Source organism: Xanthomonas populi, from assembly GCF_002940065.1.
GTDB lineage: Bacteria > Pseudomonadota > Gammaproteobacteria > Xanthomonadales > Xanthomonadaceae > Xanthomonas > Xanthomonas populi.
Genome location: NZ_MDEJ01000070.1, coordinates 1 through 21249 on the forward strand (window position 1 = coordinate 1; position 21249 = coordinate 21249).

Sequence of the window (21249 nt, forward strand, 5' to 3'; positions counted from 1 at the left end):
GCGCGCACTTGTTTCTACACGATCCGGGTGCAACCAGCTGATCTATCTCGGGAAAACGTGGGGAAACCTCAGAGCCTGACTCCATTGCGTGGAATGGCGGGGCACAGGGTGGCTTGTTGATGGGGCAGGGGCTGCTGGACCTGCCGGCGGTGGTGGCCGCGCCGCGGGTGTCGGCAGCGTTTTTGCAGATGGCGGGGGCGGTGCTGTGTCATCGCGACTCGCAACGCTATGCGGTGTTGTATCGGTTGTTGTGGCGGGTGGCGTCCGGCGAGCGGGCGTTGCTGGAGCGGGCGACCGATGTCGATGTGTACCGGGTGGCGCAGTGGCAGAAGGCGGTGCAACGCGATACGCACAAGATGAAGGCGTTCGTGCGCTTTCGGCGCTTGCCCGGCGAAGAAGAAGACTTTGTGGCGTGGTTCGAGCCCGAGCATTGGATTCTGGATCGGGTGGCGCCGTTCTTCGCGCGCCGGTTCGCCGGGATGCGCTGGGCGATTCTCACCCCGTATCGCAGTGTGCGGTGGGAGGGCGAGGCGTTGACGTTCGGCGAGGGTGCGGTGCGTACGCAGGTGCCGGCCGACGATGCGCAGGAGACATTGTGGCGGACATATTACGCGCACATCTTCAATCCGGCGCGGCTCAATCCCACCATGATGCGGCAGGAGATGCCGCAAAAATACTGGAAGAATCTACCCGAGGCGACCTTGTTGCCGGAGCTGATCCGCCAGGCCGGCGTGCGTGTGCGCGAGATGGCCGAGCGTGCGCCCGAGCCGGTGCGGCGGCGAGTGCCGGTAGCCCCAGCGCCGACTCCGGAAGTGACCACGCAAAGCCTTGCACAGTTACGCGTGGCCGCGCGCGATTGCCGGCGCTGCGCCTTATGGCAACCGGCAACGCAGACCGTCTTTGGCGAAGGGCCGAACGATGCGTCGGTGATGGTGATCGGCGAGCAGCCTGGCGACGAAGAGGATCTGAGCGGGCGTCCGTTCGTCGGGCCGGCCGGGCGCTTGTTCAACATGGCGCTGGGCCAGATCGGTATCGATCGCGACAAATTCTATGTGACCAACGCGGTCAAGCATTTTCGCTTCGAACAACGCGGCAAGCGGCGTCTGCATCGCAATCCGGAGCGCGCGCATGTACAGGCCTGCAGTGGCTGGTTGCACGCCGAGCGCGCTTACCTGCGTCCGGCGCAGATCGTGTGCCTGGGCGCGACTGCCGCACAGGCGGTATTGGGAAGCAGCTTTCGCTTGATGCGCGAACGCGGGCAATGGCAGCGCCTGGACGATGGCACGCCGGTGCTGACCACCGTGCATCCTTCATGGGTGTTGCGTCAGTCATCGACGGCGGCGCGCGAAGAAGGCTATCGCGGGTTTGTAGAGGATCTGCGCCAGCTGCTGGAGGCGCCGATGTCGGCGGGCAGCTCGGGCGGGCCATGAAAAAAACGGGGCCATGAGACTGTATCGGTAACGTGTTGGTACATCGCTCATGCGTTTTCGCATACATCAACCCCTTCCCATCGGCGGAATGAGCCTTCATTCCGCCGAGGGATTACGTACGCATGCGATAACAACCGTCTGCTATGCAGCCAGATGCAGTTACGGCATCAACACTTTGTCCACCACGTGGATCACGCCATTGCTCTGCATGACATCGGCAATGGTGACGTTGGCGGTGTTGCCCTTGGCGTCGGTGATGGTGACCTTCTTGCCATTGAGTTTTGCGGTCAGCGGCTCACCCTGCACGGTGGTAAGCGAGGCGCTGCCGCCACCGGCCTTGATCTTGGCGATCAGAGAAGCAGCGTCGACCTTGCCGGGTACCACATGATAGGTCAGCACCTTGGTCAAGGTGGGCTTGGACTCGGGCTTCAACAAGGTGTCGACAGTGCCGGCCGGCAATGCGGCAAACGCGGCGTTGGTCGGGGCAAACACAGTGAACGGGCCCGGGCCCTTCAGCGTGTCGACCAAGCCGGCGGCTTTGACTGCGGCGACCAGCGTGGTGTGGTCCTTGGAGTTGACCGCGTTGTCGACGATGTCCTTGGTCACCAGCATCGGCGCACCGCCCACCATTGGGTTGGACGCCGCGTAGGCGGGAGCCATCGCGCTGGTCAGGGCGATGGCGGTGGCAATGGCAAGCGACTGGAATGAGGTCTTCATGAGGCATCGATCCTTTGGGTAAGCGGTCGTCTGGATGACAACCGTCGTTAGATTACGCCCGCTTCCGCGTGGCGGATGGTCACGCTGTTTTGACATTCACCACTGTGTTTCCCGAAGTGACGACGGCCTCGAGCGGCACGCTGAGATCGCTTTCGGGTGCGCCGCCCCGCGAATGAACCGCCTGCATGGCGCAGATGGCACGCACGTCGATGTCGCCGGTTGCCGCCCAAGTGAACGCCGCTGCGATGCGCAGTGCCTCGTCCAGGCGACCAACAGTGCGAGCGCGGTGGCGTCTGCGATTGCAACCGCTGCCCATCGCTGAATGGCGTCGGCCTTGCGGACGCATTGCCGCATCATCGCGTCGGCATCTCCATCCGGCAGCGTATCCAACAGGTCCGCATCGATAGATATCCGCAACGGGAACTGCTTCATTGCCTTCTCGTGATGGATCTGCCGACGTGTGGCGGTTGGGCCGAGGTGGCACGGTGGTTTCATCACCGCGTGCAAACAGGTATGTTCCCGCTGTCGCGTTGTTGTGCGTCGCACGATGCGATGCGGCACGCGCGCATCGTTTTTTCTTCCGGGTTTTTCATGCATTCGATCGATGTCGTCCTCGCCATGTTGCTGGCGGTCGCGGCCAGCGGTTATCTGATCCGCATCCTGCCGTTCTCGTTGCCACTGCAGTTGGTGCAGATCGCGCTTGGCGCGGTGGTCTCCGGCGTTTTCGATGCGGGGCACGAGCTGGAACCGGAGCTGTTCTTCCTGTTGTTCCTGCCGCCGCTGCTGTTTCTGGATGGCTGGCGCATTCCCAAACAAGGCCTGTTCCGCGACAAGGCGGCCATCCTGGAGCTGGCGCTGGGCCTGGTGGTGTTCACGGTGGTCGGCGCGGGCCTGCTGATCCATTGGCTGATCCCAGCCATGCCGCTGGCGGTGGCGTTCGCGCTGGCGGCGATCATCTCGCCGACCGATCCGGTGGCGGTGTCCTCGATCGCCTCCAAGGTGCCGATTCCCAAGCGCCTGATGCACATCCTGGAAGGCGAGTCGTTGCTCAACGATGCGTCCGGTCTGGTGTGCTTCCAGTTCGCGGTGGCTGCGGTGCTGACCGGCACCTTCTCGATTGCGGCCGCCTCGCTCACCTTCCTGTGGGTGGCGCTGGCCGGGCTGGCATTGGGCGTGGCGACCACCTTCGGCTTGGGCCGTATCCAGGCCTGGATCTGGCGGCATTTCGGCGAGGAGCCTGGTTCGGCGATTCTGGTCAACCTGCTCACCCCATTCGCGGCGTACCTGCTGGCCGAAGCTTGTCACGCCTCGGGCATCCTGGCCGCCGTGGCCGCCGGCGTCACCATGAGTTACGTGGAAATGTCCGGCCACGCGCCGGGCAACATGCGGCTGCAACGGTCTGCGGTGTGGGACACGGTGCAGTTCACCTTCAACGGCATCATCTTCGTGCTGCTGGGCGAGCAGTTGCCGGGCATCCTCGACGGCGCGGTGCACAGCGTGCAGGAAGCCGGGCATCTCAATCCGTGGTGGCTGGCGGTGTACGTGGCCACCATCAGCGCCAGCCTGATGGCGTTGCGCTTCGTGTGGGTGTTCCTGTCGCTGCGCTGGAACATCTTCAAGGCGCAGTGGCGTGGCGAACAGCATGTCAGCCCGCCGTGGCGGATCGTGGTGGCGGTGTCGCTGGCCGGCGTGCGCGGTGCGATCACCCTGGCCGGCGTGCTCACGCTGCCGCTGATGCTGGACGACGGCTCGCCGTTCCCGGCCCGCCAGTTGGCGATCTTTCTGGCCGCCTCGGTGATCCTGGTTTCATTGCTGGTGGCCAGTGTGGCGTTGCCGCCGCTGCTGCGCGGGCTGGAGTTGCCCGAAGAAGAAGACGAGCAGCTCAAGGAAGATCTGGCGGTCAAAGCCGCATCGCAGGCGGCGCTGGAAGCGGTGGAAAAATTGCGCCAGCGGCTGGTGGACGGCAGCAAGCATGCCGAGCGCTACAACGCAGCGGCCAACCAGGTCAGTCAGCGCTATCAGCGCAAGCTCGGTACGGTGGACACAGCCGAGACCGACCCTGAAGAGGCCGGCGCTTACGAACAGGCGCTACGCCAGTTCCGTCATGCAGCCTTGGTGGCCGAGCGCACCGAGTTGTTCAAGCTTGCGCGCCGCCGTGAAATTTCTGACGACCTGTCGCGCCGGCTGGTACGCAATCTGGATCTGATCGAGTCGCGTAAGCGCGCGTAAGCACGCTGATCCGCGCGGGAATGGGGAATCGCGATTGGCGAATCGCACAAGCTGCAGCGGCTGTGTCTACGCAGCAATGCATCAACGCCAGATGCGGCGTGCCTGCGCAGCCCAGTTCGCTGACGCTGTTAGGCGCGCGTCGGCAGACACCATTCCATCTGCACTGCTCCCATCTTCATGGCGCACGGCCTACCCTGTGTCGGTGATGCTCTGTCCCAGACCCCATGCCTCCAATCGTTTCCATCCAGGGAGTGAGCAAGACCTACGCCGGCGGTTTCCAGGCGCTCAAGCAGGTGGACCTTGAAATCCAGCGCGGCGAAATCTTCGCGTTGCTTAGCCCCAACGGCGCCGGCAAGACCACGCTGATCAGCATCATCTGCGGGCTGATCAATCCGAGCACCGGCACTGTGCTGGCCGATGGTCACGATATCGTGCGCGACTACCGCGCCGCGCGTGCCAGCATCGGCCTGGTGCCGCAGGAACTGGCTACCGACGCGTTCGAAAGCGTTTGGGCCACCGTGCGTTTCAGCCGCGGGCTGTTCGGCAAGCAGGCCAATCCGCAGTCTCTGGAAACGGTGCTGCGCGAGCTCTCCTTGTGGGAGAAACGCAACAACAAGATTTCTACGCTGTCCGGCGGCATGAAGCGGCGCGTGCTGATCGCCAAGGCGCTGGCGCACGAGCCGCGCATTCTCTTTTTGGACGAGCCCACCGCCGGTGTGGACGTGGAGCTGCGGCACGACATGTGGCAGATGGTGCGGCGGCTGCGCGAGCAGGGCACCACGGTGATCCTGACCACCCATTACATCGAAGAGGCCGAAGACATGGCCGACCGGGTCGGGGTGATCAACCGCGGCGAGCTGATGCTGGTGGAAGACAAGCACACGCTGATGCGCAAGCTAGGCAAGAAGCAGCTCACGCTGAGCCTGCAGGCACCATTGCAGGCCATCCCGGTCGCGCTGACCGATCTGCCATTGGAGCTGTCGGCCGACGGCAACAGCCTGATCTACACCTTCGACACCCAGGCCGAGCAGACCGGCATCGGCGTGCTGCTGCGCCGGCTCAACGAGCATGGCATCGATTTCAAGGATCTGCATTCCAGCGAGAGTTCATTGGAAGAGATCTTCGTCAATCTGGTGCATGGTGCACGCCAGCAGGAGGTGCGCGCATGAATCGGTATGCAATTGCAGCAATCTACCGCTTCGAAATGGCGCGCGCGTTCAGCACGCTCACCCAGTCGATCGCCTCGCCGGTGTTGTCGACCTCACTGTATTTTGTGGTGTTCGGCGCGGCGATCGGCTCGCGCATGGGCGACATCGACGGCATCCACTACGGCGCCTTCATCATTCCGGGCCTGGTGATGCTGTCCTTGCTCAACGAAAGCATTTCCAACGCCTCGTTCGGCATCTACATGCCACGCTGGGCCGGCACCATCTACGAGGTGTTGTCGGCGCCGGTGGCGTGGTGGGAGATCGTGATCGGTTATGTGGGGGCGGCGGCGACCAAGTCGGTGTTGCTGGGCTTGCTGATCCTGCTCACCGCGCGGCTGTTCGTACCCTATGAGATTGCGCATCCGGTGTGGATGCTGGGCTTTCTGGTACTCACCGCGCTGACCTTCAGTCTGTTCGGTTTCATCATCGGCATCTGGGCCGACGGCTTCGAAAAACTGCAGGTGATCCCGCTGATGGTGGTGACGCCGCTGACCTTCCTGGGCGGCAGTTTCTACTCGATCAACATGCTGCCGCCGCTGTGGCAGAAGGTCACCTTGTTCAATCCGGTGGTCTATCTGATCAGCGGCTTCCGCTGGAGTTTCTACGGCAAGGCTGACGTGCATATCGCGGTGAGCACCGGCATGACGTTCCTGTTCCTGATCGTGTGCCTGGGCGTGGTCGCGGCGATCTTCCGTAGCGGTTATCGGCTCAAGGCGTGAGTGGTGAGTGCAGTGGTGTTGTCGGCCGCATCCTGGTGGATGCCGTCGGAAGTCCAGATCAAACGCTGAGTGGGTCGAGGGCGCGGTGCCCTCACCGCTCGCGGGACACGCCGTGAATCCGTCCATGGAGGCTCGGTGGCGGCATCCATGCCGCCACACGGTCCCGCAATTGGTGAGGACACCGCACCAGACAGTTTGCTGGTTGCTTGAAAACATGCACACCGACCATCGCGACTGGTCCTTGCCGCGGGACCTTACGCGGCATGGATGCCGCGTAAGAGCCTACATGGATGTACTTGCGGCGTGTCCCGCGATGGTGGGCGGGCAAGGGCCCTGCAGCCAGGCCACAGATCAGCCGGCCTTCAGTCGCCTGGCGTGAAGTAGTTTTGTCAGCCGCTCTTACTCGGCAGCAGGCTTGGCATCGCTCTTGGTGTCCAGGAAGTAGGCCACCACTTCACCCTTGATCTTCATCGTCATCGGGTTGCCGCGACGGTCGCGCGCTTTGCCGATCTGCACCTTGATCCAGCCTTCGCTGACCGAATATTCCTCCACGTTGTCGCGTTCGACACCGTTGAAACGCACGCCGATGCCACGGTTGAGTGCATCGGCATCGTGGAACGGGCTGCGTGCATCGATGGCCAGATGATCGGGAGGGGTATCGCGCATGGGGAAGGCGTCATGGCGGCCGGGATGGCCGTCTTCGGCCGCACAGGATACGGTCCTGCGCCGGGAAGACCAGCCCCGCCCGATGAATCCGCACGCGCCGGTCGGTTTGCTTGCGTGGCCCCAAGCCTCACACTTCACGCCTGCAATCTTTGAACGAGACCGCCATGCCCGATAACAGTGCCGATTACAAAGACGACGAAGGCCTGCAGCCCGAAGGCGACGAAGACGATGTCGACGATCATCCGGCGCGGGTGTGGAATTTGCTGCTGCTGATCAATCCCGGCGATGAAGACACCGCGCTCGGTCAGTTCGACGCCTGGCGCGAGGCGCAGGCCGGCATGGATGAAGACGAAGGCGACGATATCTGGTTGTGGGCGTTGAAGGACGCGATCGACTGGCGCTCGGGCTTTTTCGTCGACTGGAAGGATACTGACTCATTCGTGGCCGCCATCGACGAACTCAGCGCGCGCTGGAACCTGCGTATCACCTGGGGCGGCGATCTTGACGACGAAGATTTCGCCAACGGCCTCAGCGTGCCCGATCTGATGGCAGTGGCCTTCGATCGCCTGCGCGAGCAGGGTTATTCGCTGTGGAACTGGAACACCGGCGGCGACGCTTACGCCGGCTGGATCGCACTCAGCCGCGACGACGAGGCGATGCTGGCATTGACCTCGCTGTTAGGCGTGGAGGTGCGGTTCGGTAATGAGGCGTTCTGACGGTTGTGGAGTCGGGAATCGGGATTTGGGATTTGGGATTCGCAAAAGCGTCGGTTGCGGGTGCATTGCTGTAGGTGGCTGTTGCGCAGTCGACAGCCGCAGCGCGCGCAAGCGCGCTTCCATGCGCACCGACATCAGGCAACCCCCGTGGCTCTTACGAATCTCCAATCTCCAATCCCGAATCCCGATTCACAGCACCTCGCCCCGCGCCTGCGCACGTGCATGGGCGATCAAGGCCTTGAGCAAGGCACGATCGGTGTGACGGGAGATGGCGATGGCACCGAGCGCGATCGCACCGGTGCGTAGCGGTGCCGGCACGTCGTAGTGCGCGCCGCTGAGTTTGTTCTGGAAGGCGCGGCGGGGAATGCCCAGCCGCGCCGCCATTGCATGCAGCTCGTCCAGCGTATCGCCGAGCAGGTGCGCCCAGCGCTGCTCGCGCCACAGATGCACCGCATCGTCGACGTAGACGGCCACCGGCAGGCCTTTAGGCCTGCTTGCTCTTGTTGTTCTTGCTGCCGTCGGTTGCGTCGTCGGCCTGGTCCTGTGCTTCGTGGCCTGCAGTATCGGCATCGGTATCGGCATCTTCGGCAGTTGCATCAGCATCAGCATCAGCATCAGCATCAGAACCTGCGTCGGCATCTGCCGGGGCATCGGTTGCCTCGGCGTCTGCGTCGGCTTCGTCGCCTTCAGCGTCGCTGTTCTCGAACTCGGACACCAGCGTGGTCAGATATTGCTCGGCGGTCTTGCCGTCTTCAGCGGCCAGGTCGTCGATCATCTGCTGCAACTGGGTGGAGTATTCCAGCGAGATGGTCTTGCCTTCCTTGGCCTGCAGATTGGCCAGATGCTTGAGCATGGCCAGCATCGGCACCGGGTTGTCGGCGTTGCCCATGGTCTGGCCGCCGATCGACAGCAACCACTCGCTGCCACCCTGCAAACCGATCGCAGCGACCACGCGACCGTCCGAATCCTGCAGCACGGCATGGTTGGTGATCTGCGGCGCCTGACCCAGACGGGCGATCGGGCGCTTGGGAAGGGTCTTCTTGCGCTTGTCGCGCTTGGCCTTTGAATTGCGGGACACGGTGTTCTCGACGCTGGGAATGGCCGGCCATTCTAGGCGCTTGTGCGCGGCCCGGCTCGCGCGCCGCCGCCAGGCCCGGAAACGGCAGCCTTCACCTGACGCCGACTGGCCAAGTGCCGCGCGCCGCCCCGTCAGCGCCGCTCGGCCGCCTCGCTGACGGCAGTGCGCGGCACGGCCACGGCGGCTTCGGCGGCCTTGGCCAGCGCAGACGCCGAGGCCACCTGGGTGCGTGTGGAGACGCGCGGTGTCGCCGGTGCCGCGCTTGTGGTCGTGCTCGCAGCTGCAGCCGGCTTATTGGTTGCCGTCGACGCAGCTGCCCCCGCACCCGCACCCGCAGCCGCCGATGCACCTGCAGCGGTCCCAGCAGCAGGCACCGCAGCCGGCGTCCCCACCACCGCAGTCCCCGCGGTCGCGGCGGCACTCAGATCCGGCACCTGGGTGTCGGCATCGGGAGTGGATTTGCCTAGCGCCACGCCCTGGCCGGCGCCGGCCAACGCGGTCTGCTCGGCATCCTGGGTCATCACCACGATGCTGATGCGGCGATTGATCGGGTTCTGCGGGTTGGTCTTGTCGAACAGCACCGACGACGACAACCCCACCACGCGGGTGACCTTGGCATCGGCCATGCCACCGCCCACCAGTGCACGGCGCGCGGCATTGGCGCGGTCGGCGCTGAGTTCCCAGTTGGTGTAACCGGCATCGCTGCTGTAGGCGGTGGTGTCGGTGTGGCCGGTGATGCTGATGTGGTTGGGCACCTGATTGATGAAGCTGGACAGCTCGCGCAGGATGTCCACCGTGTACGGCTTGAGCTGATCGCGGCCGATGTCGAACATCGGGCGGTTCTGCTTGTCCACGATCTGGATGCGCAAGCCATCGGGTGTAAGGTCGAGCAGCAACTGGTCCTTGAACGGCTCCAGCGCCTGGCTCTTGTCGATGGCTTCTTTCAGGTCCTGCATCAGCGCTTCCAGGCGCTTCTTGTCTTTGGCACGGCTGTCTTCGTTGGTATCTGCCGCGTTGTCGCGCTTGCGGCCCATCTCGTCCTTCTGCCCCTTGGCCATGTCGGCGGTGCCGCCGAGCTTGATCATCGAGGTGCTGGCGCCGCCGGGTCCGTTCATGCCGGGCGAGGGCGCTGGCGATTTGCCGGACAACGGACTGGGATTGCGGAAGTATTCCGAGATCGCCGCGCGCTGCTCTTTGGTGGTGGCCGCCATCAGCCACAGCACCAGGAAGAAGGCCATCATCGCGGTCACAAAGTCGGCAAACGCCACTTTCCAGGCGCCGCCATGATGGCCGCCGCCCTGGACCTTCTTGACCCGTCGGATGACGACGGTGGATTTGCCCTCGGCCATGACTGCGGGCCTACTTGATCGTCTTCAGGTGCGTTTCGAAGTCGCCGAAACTCGGACGCACATTGGAGGGCAGCGTCTTGCGCGCGAATTCCAGCGCAATCTTCGGGTTGTAGCCGCGCAGGCAGGCCAGCAGCGCGGTCTTGACCGCTTCGTAAATGCGCCCGTCCTGATCGGCACGCGCTTCCATCGCTGCCGCCAACGGCGCCACGAAGCCATAGGCCAGCAGGATGCCGAGGAAGGTGCCGACCAGTGCGGCGCCGACGTGGTGGCCGATCTCCTCGATCGGCCCACCGATCGAGCCCATGGTGATCACGATGCCGAGCACGGCGGCCACGATGCCAAAGCCTGGCAGGCCGTCGGAGACCTTGCTCAACGCATGCGATGGCGCCATCGCCTCGTGGTGGTGCTTTTCCAGTTCCAGTTCGAGCAGCGGCTCCAGCTCGTGCGGCTCGATGTTGCTGCCGATCATCAGGCGCAGACAGTCGGTGATGAAGTCCAGCAGATGATGGTCGGCCACCACCTTGGGATAGTTGCCGAAGATGGTGCTGTCCTGCGGTTTTTCGACGTGATCTTCCAAGGCCATGAAGCCGTCGCGGCGCGCCTTGTTCAACAGTTCGTAGACCAGGCTCAGGGTGTCCTTGTAGTCCTCGGACTTATACTGCGGGCCCTTGAACACGCCCAGGACGCTGCTGACGGTTTCCTTGACGATCTTGCCCGGCGTGCTCACCAGAAACGCGCCCAACGCCGCGCCGCCGATGATCAACAGCTCGTACGGCTGCCACAACGCACCCAGCTTTCCGTGCGACAGCACATAGCCGCCGAGCACACTGACGATGACGACGATGAAGCCGATGATGATGAGCATGGCGCAGCCAAAAGCAAACAGGGTTGCTGTTGTTTCGGCTTACGCAGCGGATTCTTGAAGCGCACGGCGTGAAGGTGTGCGTTGTAACTGAACGATCGGGCGGTGCGGTGACGTCTTCACGCATGGCGGTCAGCGGCATTGCGCTGATCGCTGCAAGGCAATCAATGCAGTGTGGCTCGCTGTGCGACCAGGTGGACTTCGTTGCTTGTCATCGGCATCGACTGCTGTGCGCGCCGAGACAGCGCATCGCAGAAAGCGGCCTCTGCATTGGTGAGATGCGGAAGTGCCAGTGGATGGCCGGGAGTGAAGCATCGTGTTGCGTGAGCTGCCGCATCGAATCTAGAGCGATGGTGTACCGCCACCGTGCATCGGGCGCGGCGGCGGTGGCACTAGCGACCGCGTGCCTGATGCGCAAGTGGGGCAAGCCTGCAAGCGTTAGCGTCTTTGCCACGCTGGGTGGCCGTGCCAGCTCAGGCCGGTTGGGTCTCAGCGCCGTCGCGGTGCAGCGGGTTCGGCAGTGCCTTGCCATTTTCGGTAAAGCCCAGCGAGATCGAATTCAGGCAATGGCGTTCGCCGGTCGGCGGCGGGCCGTCGGGGAACACATGGCCCAGGTGGCTGTCGCAACGCGCGCAGACGATTTCGGTGCGAATCATGCCGTAGCTGACGTCGCGGATTTCGCGCACGTGGGCGGTGTCATACGGGGCGAAGAAGCTCGGCCAGCCAGTGCCGGATTCGAACTTGGTACTGGAACGGAACAGCGGCAATCCGCACAGGCGACAGGTGTAGACGCCCTCCAGCTTGTTGTCCAGGAACACCCCGCAGAACGGCGCCTCGGTGCCGTGCTGCAGCAGCACCCGTTGTTCCTCGCCGCTGAGCCCGGCGATCAGGGCATCGCGTTGGGCGGCGGAGGGAGGTGTCAGATCGAACTGGCTCATGGTGCTCTCGCATGCGCGCGCTGGCAGGGTGCCGCGTCTGCACTTGTGTTGTGGGCATTGGCGGTGTGGTTCAACCTTGTGCGCTTTGCTAAGCCCCTCTCCTTGGGCGGGCAGGCACTGTTTGCGCGCCACTGCGCGCGTGCCGGGGCGCAAGCGGGGGGTGGGGGCGAGGGCACGGGGCCAAGCCACTGCTGGTAGGTGGGGACGAAACGTTGGGAACTTGCTGCATTGCTGGCAGCGGCCTTGCAAGCGGCGACGTTGCCACAGAGCTAGCCGACCCGCAGAACCCCGCTGCTATCAGTCGGCAGATCGCTCCGCCTCCAGCGCGCGGTCTCGGCTCGGCATCAGTCGATGCCCGATCAGCAGCGATCAGATCAATCTCCATCCAACCGCCGCGCCAAGCTTCCCCGCGTCGCCGGCCACGAATCCCTGATCCCCAATCCCAGCCCTCAATCGGCAATCGGCAACGCCAAGGTCTCCTTGACCTCTTCCATCACGATGTAGCTCTTGGACTCGCGGACATGCGGCAAGGTCAACAAGGCGCCGCCGAGCAGCTTGCGATAGGACGCCATTTCGTTGATGCGCGCCTTGAGCAGGTAGTCGAAATCGCCCGAGACCAGATGGCATTCCAGCACGTTGGGGAGCTTGAGCGCGGCGCGGCGGAACTCTTCGAAGATGTCGCCTGACTTGTAGGCCAGGCTGATCTCCACGAACACCAGCAGGCTTGCCTTGAGTATGTGCGGATCCAGCCGCGCGTAGTAGCCGCTAATGGCGCCATCGCGCTCCAGCCGGCGCACACGCTCGGTGCAGGGCGTGGTCGACAAGCCCACCCGTTCGCCCAAGTCGGTGAAAGAAATCCGCCCTTCCTGTTGCAGGATGCGCAGAATCTTTCGGTCGATCTTGTCCAGCTCGCGCACACGGGTGGTCATCAGGTCTGTCTCCCTACAGATTTGGCAGGAATTTTCACTGCGAAGTAGTGCCGATTCCAGAGATGGAACTGCCTGGCTCGCAATATACTGCGTCTAACTGTCTCCCTCGGCGCTTGGTTGTGGGGGAATACCCTTTCCAGGAGAACGACATGCGGGTGCTCATTCTCGGTAGCGGCGTCATCGGTACCACCACGGCCTGGTATCTGGCGCAGGCCGGTTGCGAGGTCACCGTGGTGGACCGCCAGCCGGCTTCGGCGCTGGAAACCAGCTACGGCAACGCGGGCCAGTTGTCGTTCGGCTACACCTCGCCTTGGGCCGCCCCCGGCGTGCCCGGCAAGGCGATGAAGTGGTTGTTCGCCCAGCACGCGCCGTTGTCGATCCGGCCCACCCGCGATCTGCGCCAGCTGGCCTGGCTGACCCAGATGCTGCGCAATTGCACCGCCGAGCGCTATGCGGTGAACAAAGCGCGCATGGTGCGGCTGTCCGACTACAGCCGCGATTGCCTCAATGCGTTGCGCGCCAGCACCGGGCTGGAATTCGAAGACCGCCAGCTCGGCACCACCCAGCTGTTCCGCACCCAGCAACAGCTGGACGCCGCCGCGCAGGACATCGAAGTGCTGGCCCAGTACGGTGTGCCGTACGAATTGCTGACCCCGGCGCAGATCGCCCAATTCGAACCCGGCCTGGCCGGCGGCGGTGCGCAGATGGCCGGTGCGTTGCGCCTGCCCGAAGACCAGACCGGCGACTGCCGGCTGTTCACCCAGCGCCTGGCTGCGCTGGCCGCGCAGTCCGGTGTGCAATTCCGCTATGGGCAGCAGATCGAGCATCTGGAGCACGATGGCCGCACGGTCACCGGCGTGCAGATCGAGGGCCGTATCGAAACCGCCGACCGCTACGTGCTGGCGCTGGGCAGCTATTCGGCCGACCTGCTGCTCTCGCTTGGCATGCATTTGCCGGTGTACCCGCTCAAGGGCTACTCGCTGACCATCCCGATCGTCGATGCGCAGCGCGCGCCGACCTCCACGGTGCTGGACGAGAGCTACAAGATCGCCATCACCCGTTTCGACGAGCGTATCCGCGTCGGTGGCATGGCCGAGGTGGCCGGGTTCGATCTGTCGTTGAATCCGCGTCGCCGCGCCACCCTGGAAATGGTGGTCAACGACCTGTTCCCCGGCGGGGGCGATCTGGCCAGGGCCGAGTTCTGGACCGGCCTGCGCCCGGCCACCCCGGATGGCACCCCGGTGGTCGGGGCCACGCCGTATTCCAACCTGTTCCTTAACACCGGCCACGGCACCCTGGGCTGGACCATGGCCTGCGGCTCGGGCCGCTATCTGGCCGACCTAATGCAGGGCCGCCGCCCCGACATCGACACCGAGGGCCTGGACGTGTTCCGTTACCTCTCGCCACGCAGCGCCCGCGCACAGCAGGAGGCTGCGTAGTGCGTCCTGCGCAAGCGTTGATCGATCTGGATGCCTTGCGTCACAACTACCGCCTGGCCCGTCAATTGGGTGGCAGCAAGGCCTTGGCGGTCGTCAAGGCCGATGCCTACGGGCACGGTGCAGTGCGGTGCGCGCAGGCGCTGGACGCGGAAGCCGACGGCTTTGCAGTGGCCTGTATCGAAGAGGCTCTGGAGCTGCGCCAGGCCGGCATCCGCGCACCGATCCTGCTGTTGGAAGGTTTTTTCGAACACGACGAGCTCCGCCTGATCGCCGAACACGATCTGTGGACGGTGGCTGCCACGCCGCAACAGGTGCGCGCGTTGGCCGAATTGCAGAGCCCGCGTCCATTGCGGGTGTGGTTGAAGCTGGACAGCGGCATGCACCGGCTCGGTCTGTCGCCGGAGGATTTTCGTGCCGCGTGGCTGCGTCTGCGCGGCCTGCCGCAGATCGCCTCGCTGGTGCTGATGACCCATCTGGCGTGCGCCGACGAGTTGGAGTGCCGCCGCACCGACGAACAGGCGTTGGCATTCGCGCTCACCGTTGGCGGCATGCGTGCGGAAACCAGTCTGCGCAATTCGCCAGGTCTGCTCGGCTGGCCGGCGCTGCGCAACGATTGGTCGCGTCCGGGGCTGATGTTGTACGGCGCAAACCCGTTCCCGCAGGAGACCGAGACCACCGCACAACTGCGCCCGGTGATGACGCTGCGTTCGCGCATCATCTCCGTGCGCGATTTACCCGCCGGCGAGCCGGTGGGCTACGGCGCCCGCTTCGTCGCCGAACGGCCCACGCGGGTCGGCGTGGTGGCGATGGGGTATGCCGATGGCTATCCGCAGTTCGCGCCCAACGGCACACCGGTGCTGGTGGATGACCAGGTCTGCCCACTGATCGGCCGCGTCTCGATGGACATGTTGACGGTGGATCTCACCGAGCATCCGCAGGCGGAGATTGGCGCCACGGTGCAGCTCTGGGGCGATGCGCCGCGCGTTGGCCCGTTGGCTAGGCAGTGCAATGTCAGCGCGTATCAACTGTTGTGCGGGCTTAAACGCGTGCCGCGGGTGTCTGTGGGCGACGCGGCTGTGGACGAGGGAGTGAAGCGCTAACCTGTGTTCCCTTCTCCCACCGGGAGAAGGTGGCGCGAAGGGGCAGATGAGGGTGCGAGCGAACCCTCATGCGGTTGGAACGACACGAGGGCTTCGCCCTCGTGCTCTCACTCACCCCAACCCCTTATCTGCAGGAGAGCGGCTTGAAGCGGTCACCGTACGCTGTGAGTGCGCTAGTAACTCTCATCGCGCTGTTAACTCTCATGGCACAGCGGGTCGCTGTCGGTCAGGTGCGGACCGCGTATCAAAAATGCCGAATCCACCAGCTTGCGTTCGCCCCGATCGATCACTTCACCGTTGGCACCGGTCAGTGTGTAGCTGAAGCTCAATCGCGGCGGATAGAGGTCCTTGACGATGCGCACGTCCTGCATGCGCGGGCCGTGCCAGGGCTCGTACTGGCCGGCGCGGCGGATGTCGGTGATGGTCACGCTCAAATGCTGGCCGTCGGGGAGCTTGCGGGCAGCGCTCTGCTGTAAATGGGTCGCCAGCTGGGTTACCCAGTCGCCGCGTTGCGCTTCCCAGCGGTTGCTGCTGACGCGCATTTCGGCAAATTGCGCCGGGTCGGTCCAGCGCACATCCACCTTGCCATCGCTGCTCAGCGCACGTGGCGCTTCCGGGTCAGCGACATGACGCACGCGGGCCTGCACACCGGTCGCCGCGAGCAGTCCTGCCAGCAACAGGCTGGCGCAGTAAAGGCTGGAACGTTTCATGGCAAGTCTCCAGGCGGAAGGTACATGGCGTACCGAGTGTTCTAGCAGTGTGAGGTGCGCCTGATGGCCCGCAACGCAGCAGCAGCCGGCACGCATCGGTGTTGCCACGCGGTTAATCCACCACCGCGACGCCATGACGGCGGGTTTACTGCGCCTGCGCCTGCGCTTCACGGTGCAGCCCGGAGGATCGCCAACATGGACACCCACTCTTTCCGCTCCAAGTCAGCTTATTCGGCGGCGGCACACATGCCGTCGGACGTGCGCCTGCAGTTCATCGACTGGGCAAAGCAGCATGGCCACAGCCCGGCAACCGGTGCCGCCGCGTTCGTCGCCCTGCAAAGCGATGTGGATCTGGATCTGGCAACCCGCGCGATGCGCCTGGAGCCGGGCGCCGACCCGCGTCATGCCCTGCGCGAGCACTTGGCAGCGTTGGCGCGGCAGGGCGATGTGGCAGTGCAGTTCCCGCCGGTCTACGCCTACACCGCCGCTAACGGGCTCGATTACCGTTACTCGTTGATGCTGGTGATTGCCGAGGATTGCGTTCAATGGACAGGGCGGGTCTGGCAGGGCCTGGATTATCAGGGGATGCTCACCGGCTGCGGCCAGGGCCCGCGTGCCAACTACACCCAACTGGCACGGATGGCGCTGGAACACGAACTGGATCAAGAGCGTCCCCGTTATGTCCAGGCCTGAACTCGAATTGCAGCGGCCACTCGGCGCCCAGGGTGCGACCGGCATGGATGGTTTCAGCCTGCGCTGCCGCAGCCAATGCGCCGAGTCGGGGTGTCGCGCGTGCGCCTGCTGTTGCTGCACGCCGATGACGCGCGCTCCACCGCCTGGCGCGAACAAGCCCAACGCTGGATGTATGAGCAACTGCGGCGCGAAGGCCCGTGGGTCTTGCTCGGCGTGATTGCCTGGATCGTGCTGCTGGCGGCCGATGTCGCGCTGTATGCCGTCCTGTTGTGGTGAGGCGATTCGGGAGCGCGGGCGAATCGTGAATCCGGTCAGGTGCCCGTGCACCTGCTGACGACATCGGGCGTGCTTTCATCTGCTCGTCATCCGCATTGGCACCACCCGTGGACCCCGATTTGAGCACTTCCACTCCCAGCCCCGAATTGGCCGCCAGCCTGCCTGCCGCTATCGCCGAGCCCTTCCTGGACCCGGGGATGTACCACGAGATCTTCCACAACGTGGACGCGGGGTTTTGCGTTATCGACATGGTGTTCGAGGGCGACAAAGCAGTCGATTACGTGATCCGCTCGACCAATGGCGCGTTCGAGCGCTACACCGGGCTAACCAATGCGGTGAACGTGTCCGTGCGCGACATGCTCGCCGAGCATGAGCAGGAATGGTTCGACCGCTACGGGCACGTTGCCCGCACCGGCAACCGCATCCACTTCGAAATGCAGGCCAAGGCGCTGCGGCGCTGGTATTCGGTGGATGCGTTCCGGGTCGGGCAACCGGAGCAGGTGCGGGTTGCGGTGTTGTTCATGGACATCACCGAGCGCAAGCGCGTCGAGCGTGAGCTGGCCGAGAGCGAGGCGCGCTTCAGCGCATTGGCCGACGGCCTGCCGATGCCGGTCTGGGTGCTGGACGCGAAAGGCGTGGTGCGCTTCGTCAACAGTGCCTATGGCGAATTCTTCGGCATCGATAGTTCAAGCGGCACGGTATCGGCATGGAGCGAATTGCTGCATCCGAATGATCTGTCGATTTTCCAGTTCGAACTTGCCGCCTCCCTGGAAGAGCAGCGCGCGCTGCGCGCGTTGGTGCGTGCGCGCCGTCACGATGGCCAATGGCGCTGGATCGAAATGACCGCCACTCCGCGGTATTCGGCCGATGGTCGTTTCATTGGTCTTGCTGGCAGCAGCCCGGATGTGACCGAACAGCGCGAGATCGAAGTTGCGCGCGAGCAGTTACTCGAATCGGAGCGCAGCGCGCGTAACGAAGCAGAAAGCATGGCGCGGCTCAAGGACGAGTTTCTGGCCACGCTGTCGCACGAATTGCGCACGCCATTGACCACGATCCTGGGCTGGAGCGAATTGCTGCTGCAGCGGGTCGAAGAAGGCCAGCCTAACTACAAGGGATTGTCGGTGATCGCCAGCAGCGCACGCGCGCAGAAACGGCTGATCTCGGACATGCTCGATCTCAGCAGCATGCTGCTGGGCAAGGTGCAGCTGGAGGTCGAATCGCTGGATCTGGCCGAGCAAGTGCGCGAAGCCTTGAACACCCAGGAACTGGCTGCCGAAGGCAAGGACCAGATTCTGGAAGTGCATGTGCCGGCCACGCCGTGCCTGGTGCTTGGCGATGCTACGCGGCTTCAGCAGGTGTTGTGGAATCTGCTCTCCAACGCGATCAAATTCACTCCCGCACACGGCCGTATCGACGTTACCATCGAGCGCAACGACGGCCATCTGCTGGTGTCGGTACGCGACTCCGGCGACGGTATCGCCGCCGAATTCCTGCCGCATCTGTTCGGCCGTTTTCGCCAGGCAGACGGCACCACCACGCGTGAGCACGGCGGTCTGGGCCTGGGCCTGGCGATCGTGCAGCAATTGGTGGAAATGCATGGTGGCCAGGTTGGCGCCACCAGTGGCGGTCGCGGTAGAGGTGCTACGTTTACCGTGCGTCTGCCCGAGCACATTCCCGATCAGGCCAAGCGGCCGCGGCGCGAGCTGCGTCGGCGGCTGATGTCCGAGCAGATCATCGAGGCGCGCGCGCTCAATGGCTTGCGTTTGCTGGCAGTGGAAGACCAGCCGGACATGCTCGATTACCTGCGCCGCCTGCTGGAAGAACAGGGCGCCGAAGTGGTCACCGCCGGCAGCGCCACCGATGCGCTGGCCTTGATCGATCATCGCGGTTATGCACGCTTTGACCTGATGCTTACCGACATCGGCATGCCCGGCATGGATGGCTACGGGCTGATCCGCGCCGTGCGCGAAAACATGGGTCTGGACCTGAGGTTTCCCCACGTTTTCCCGAGATAGATCAGNNTGGACGCCATTGCACTGCCGGCAGTGGCAGTGACCGCACTGGCACGCGACGACGATCGCAAGCGCGCGCTGGACTCCGGTTTTCAAGAACATCTGGCCAAGCCGTACAGCGTTGCGCAACTGGTGACTGCTGTGCGCGCGGCGCGCGAATCGGTGGAGTGATCCACGCGCGGGGCTCATCCCGCGCGATCGCGCTTGCTTGCAAGATTGCACAGTGGAAGACGCTGTTTTGTGCGTCTTTCACGGCTGATGGCCTAGCGTGGGTGACTCCTTCCTCGGAGATGCCGCGATGTCCAGATACGCCCCGCACGTTTACTGCGAACAGGTACAGATCGCCACGCTCGCGCATTGGGTATCGCTGCTCGGTGGTCAGGAACGTGTGCGCGTGGAACTGGACGATGGCAGCATTATCAGCGGCACGGTCGCCGTGCGCCCGACCATCCAGACCTATCTGGACGACCAGCAGCGCGAGGGCGTCAATGGTCAGCTGCGTATCGATCACCTGGATGCCTCGCAAGAACCGCAGTGGATCTGGATGGATCGTATCGTGGCGGTGCAGCCGCTGCCCGTGGGCGCTCCGCGCGACACGTGAGCTGACACGCACGCATTGACGGTGTGTTTACTTCTCAGCATGGTCTTGGCGGCATGATGACCGATTGCCGCAACTGTTCAGGATTGCCCACGCAATGAATGTTCCCTCGTTGAAGCTCGCTCGCTGGCCGCTGTCGTTACTGACTGTGGGCGTTCTCGCCGCTTGCGGCGATACCGCCACGCTTGCCATCGAACAGGGGACCGGGCCGAACCCGCAATTGCCCGAGCCGGTCAAACGCCTGATCCCCACCGTCAAGGTGGCGCCGGTCAAACGCTGGACCGAAAACGCCAAGCCGATGGCTGCCGACGATCTGCAGGTTGCCGCGTTCGCGCGCGATCTGGATCACCCGCGTTGGGTCTATGTGCTGCCAAATGGCGACGTGCTGGTGGCCGAAACCGCAGAACCGCCCAAGCCGGACGATGCCGAAGGCGGTGGCGGGATCCGCAAGAAAGTGCAGGGCGCGATGATGAAAAAGGCCGGTGCCGTGGTGCCAAGCGCCAATCGCATTACGCTGCTACGCGACGTCGATGGCGACGGCGTGGCTGAGGTGCGCACGCAGTTCATCAGTGGCCTGTTTTCGCCATTTGGAATGGCATTGGTCGGCGATCGTTTCTATGTCGCCAATGCCGATGCGCTGGTGAGCTTCCCGTACAAGGCCGGCGATACGCATATCACTGCCAAGCCGACGTTCGTGGCCAATCTGCCCGGCGGGCTGAATCATCATTGGACCAAGTCGCTGCTTGCCAGCGCCGATGGCAGCAAGCTGTATGTAGGCGTCGGCTCCAACAGCAATGTGGCCGAAAACGGCATGGAAGCCGAGCTCAACCGCGCGGCGATTCTGGAAATCGACTCGGCCACCGGCAGCAGCCGGGTATTTGCCAGCGGTCTGCGCAATCCGGTCGGCACCGCATGGGAGCCGCAGAGCAAATCGCTATGGGTGGTGGTCAATGAGCGCGACGAAATCGGCAGCGATCTGGTGCCCGACTACCTGACCTCGGTGCGCGATGGCGGCTTTTACGGCTGGCCTTACAGCTATTACGGCCAGCACGTGGACGAGCGGGTCAAACCGCAGAATGCCGAACTGGTGGCCAAGGCGATCAAGCCCGATTACGCGCTCGGCCCGCATACCGCCTCGCTCGGTCTGACCTTTGCCAGCGGTACCTTGCTGCCGGAGCGCTTCCGTCAGGGCGCTTTCATCGGCCAGCATGGCTCGTGGAATCGCGATCCGCCCAGCGGCTACAAGGTAGTGTTCGTTCCGTTTGTCAACGGCAAGCCCAGCGGCCCGCCGATCACCGTGCTGGACGGCTTCCTGGATGCCGAAGGCAATGCGCAGGGCCGCCCGGTCGGTGTGGCGCTCGACAACCGTGGGGCGCTGCTGGTGGCCGACGATGTGGGTAATGTCATCTGGCGCGTGACTCCGAAGGAACGCTGATTCGGACGTTTGAAATGATCCAAGCACTCAAACAACCATAAGCGTTAAATCGAGAAAAACCGGGCCCAGGCCCTGAGGTATCCCCACGTTTTTCAGCCCATGACCATCTGGTTGTAGACGTGTTCGGGCAGTGTGCGTAATCGCT

Annotated in this window: 18 protein-coding genes and 4 pseudogenes; 12 read left to right on the top strand and 10 right to left on the bottom strand. The window is 63.9% G+C overall.

Annotated elements, in window-relative coordinates; translation table 11 throughout:
• Positions 1-71: 71 nt before the first annotated feature.
• Positions 72-1430, top strand: a pseudogene (locus tag XpopCFBP1817_RS12390) (UdgX family uracil-DNA binding protein); the annotation flags it as partial.
• A 159-nt stretch (positions 1431-1589) separates the two neighbouring features.
• On the opposite strand, the gene XpopCFBP1817_RS12395 reads toward XpopCFBP1817_RS12390, so the two are convergent.
• Positions 1590-2147, bottom strand: a complete 558-nt coding sequence (locus tag XpopCFBP1817_RS12395) for a fasciclin domain-containing protein (protein ID WP_167393925.1) — start codon at positions 2145-2147, stop codon at positions 1590-1592.
• A 79-nt stretch (positions 2148-2226) separates the two neighbouring features.
• Entirely contained in the window at positions 2227-2493 is a 267-nt protein-coding gene (locus tag XpopCFBP1817_RS12400; protein ID WP_244171151.1) for a hypothetical protein, read from the bottom strand.
• A 206-nt stretch (positions 2494-2699) separates the two neighbouring features.
• Here XpopCFBP1817_RS12400 and XpopCFBP1817_RS12405 point away from each other — a divergent pair, with 206 nt between their 5' ends.
• The 3 genes from XpopCFBP1817_RS12405 to XpopCFBP1817_RS12415 all read left to right on the top strand — a co-directional run bounded on the left by XpopCFBP1817_RS12405 (position 2700) and on the right by XpopCFBP1817_RS12415 (position 6303).
• Positions 2700-4376, top strand: a complete 1677-nt coding sequence (locus XpopCFBP1817_RS12405; protein WP_425479108.1) for a Na+/H+ antiporter — start codon at positions 2700-2702, stop codon at positions 4374-4376.
• A 224-nt stretch (positions 4377-4600) separates the two neighbouring features.
• Positions 4601-5545 (top strand): ABC transporter ATP-binding protein, encoded by a 945-nt coding sequence (locus tag XpopCFBP1817_RS12410; RefSeq protein ID WP_128417365.1) that lies wholly within the window; start codon positions 4601-4603, stop codon positions 5543-5545.
• Positions 5542-6303 (top strand): ABC transporter permease, encoded by a 762-nt coding sequence (locus XpopCFBP1817_RS12415; protein ID WP_128417366.1) that lies wholly within the window; start codon positions 5542-5544, stop codon positions 6301-6303. Before XpopCFBP1817_RS12410 ends, XpopCFBP1817_RS12415 begins: the two co-directional genes overlap by 4 nt.
• Before the next feature lie 399 nt (positions 6304-6702).
• Here XpopCFBP1817_RS12415 and XpopCFBP1817_RS12425 read toward each other — a convergent pair whose 3' ends face one another.
• Positions 6703-6969, bottom strand: a complete 267-nt coding sequence (locus tag XpopCFBP1817_RS12425; protein WP_128417367.1) for a DUF3297 family protein — start codon at positions 6967-6969, stop codon at positions 6703-6705.
• A 164-nt stretch (positions 6970-7133) separates the two neighbouring features.
• Here XpopCFBP1817_RS12425 and XpopCFBP1817_RS12430 point away from each other — a divergent pair, with 164 nt between their 5' ends.
• Positions 7134-7685, top strand: a complete 552-nt coding sequence (locus tag XpopCFBP1817_RS12430) for a DUF6630 family protein (protein WP_128417368.1) — start codon at positions 7134-7136, stop codon at positions 7683-7685.
• A gap of 189 nt (positions 7686-7874) precedes the next feature.
• Here XpopCFBP1817_RS12430 and XpopCFBP1817_RS12435 read toward each other — a convergent pair whose 3' ends face one another.
• The 6 genes from XpopCFBP1817_RS12435 to XpopCFBP1817_RS12460 form a co-directional block, all read right to left on the bottom strand.
• Positions 7875-8159 (bottom strand): DUF4031 domain-containing protein, encoded by a 285-nt coding sequence (locus tag XpopCFBP1817_RS12435; protein WP_128417369.1) that lies wholly within the window; start codon positions 8157-8159, stop codon positions 7875-7877.
• Positions 8160-8169: 10 nt separating this feature from the next.
• Positions 8170-8763, bottom strand: coding sequence for a hypothetical protein (locus tag XpopCFBP1817_RS12440; RefSeq protein ID WP_128417370.1), 594 nt, complete (start codon positions 8761-8763; stop codon positions 8170-8172).
• Between the two features lie 131 nt (positions 8764-8894).
• Entirely contained in the window at positions 8895-10112 is a 1218-nt protein-coding gene (gene motB / locus XpopCFBP1817_RS12445; RefSeq protein WP_128417371.1) for a flagellar motor protein MotB, read from the bottom strand.
• Between the two features lie 10 nt (positions 10113-10122).
• Positions 10123-10977: a flagellar motor stator protein MotA gene (motA, locus tag XpopCFBP1817_RS12450; RefSeq protein ID WP_128417372.1), complete on the bottom strand. Its 855-nt coding sequence runs from the start codon at positions 10975-10977 to the stop codon at positions 10123-10125.
• Positions 10978-11447: 470 nt separating this feature from the next.
• On the bottom strand, positions 11448-11912 hold the full coding sequence (msrB, locus tag XpopCFBP1817_RS12455; protein WP_128417373.1) for a peptide-methionine (R)-S-oxide reductase MsrB: 465 nt from the start codon (positions 11910-11912) through the stop codon (positions 11448-11450).
• Positions 11913-12361: 449 nt separating this feature from the next.
• A complete protein-coding gene (locus XpopCFBP1817_RS12460) occupies positions 12362-12841 on the bottom strand; it encodes an AsnC family transcriptional regulator (protein WP_128417374.1) in 480 nt (159 codons plus the stop codon).
• Positions 12842-12990: 149 nt separating this feature from the next.
• On the opposite strand from XpopCFBP1817_RS12460, the gene XpopCFBP1817_RS12465 reads away from it, so the two are divergent.
• Positions 12991-14280, top strand: coding sequence for a D-amino acid dehydrogenase (locus XpopCFBP1817_RS12465; RefSeq protein ID WP_128417375.1), 1290 nt, complete (start codon positions 12991-12993; stop codon positions 14278-14280).
• Complete coding sequence (gene alr / locus XpopCFBP1817_RS12470) at positions 14280-15380, top strand: alanine racemase (protein ID WP_128417376.1); 1101 nt, start codon at positions 14280-14282, stop codon at positions 15378-15380. Before XpopCFBP1817_RS12465 ends, alr begins: the two co-directional genes overlap by 1 nt.
• A 200-nt stretch (positions 15381-15580) precedes the next feature.
• Here the strand turns inward: alr and XpopCFBP1817_RS12475 are convergent.
• Positions 15581-16090, bottom strand: a pseudogene (locus XpopCFBP1817_RS12475) (DUF3016 domain-containing protein); the annotation flags it as partial.
• A gap of 246 nt (positions 16091-16336) precedes the next feature.
• Here XpopCFBP1817_RS12475 and XpopCFBP1817_RS12480 point away from each other — a divergent pair.
• The 5 genes and pseudogenes from XpopCFBP1817_RS12480 (at position 16337) to XpopCFBP1817_RS12500 (ending at position 21104) form a co-directional block, all read left to right on the top strand.
• Positions 16337-16783 carry a hypothetical protein gene (locus XpopCFBP1817_RS12480; protein ID WP_167393926.1) on the top strand — a complete coding sequence of 149 codons (447 nt, stop codon included), beginning with the start codon at positions 16337-16339 and terminating at the stop codon, positions 16781-16783.
• Positions 16770-17059: pseudogene (locus tag XpopCFBP1817_RS12485) on the top strand (hypothetical protein). Before XpopCFBP1817_RS12480 ends, XpopCFBP1817_RS12485 begins: the two are co-directional and overlap by 14 nt.
• A gap of 107 nt (positions 17060-17166) precedes the next feature.
• Positions 17167-19041, top strand: a pseudogene (locus tag XpopCFBP1817_RS12490) (PAS domain-containing hybrid sensor histidine kinase/response regulator); the annotation flags it as partial.
• A gap of 328 nt (positions 19042-19369) precedes the next feature.
• The gene (locus XpopCFBP1817_RS12495) at positions 19370-19672 is read left to right on the top strand and encodes a DUF3247 family protein (protein ID WP_128417379.1); all 303 of its coding nucleotides are present in this window, start codon (positions 19370-19372) and stop codon (positions 19670-19672) included.
• A gap of 94 nt (positions 19673-19766) precedes the next feature.
• The gene (locus XpopCFBP1817_RS12500) at positions 19767-21104 is read left to right on the top strand and encodes a PQQ-dependent sugar dehydrogenase (RefSeq protein ID WP_128417380.1); all 1338 of its coding nucleotides are present in this window, start codon (positions 19767-19769) and stop codon (positions 21102-21104) included.
• Positions 21105-21249: the final 145 nt, after the last annotated feature.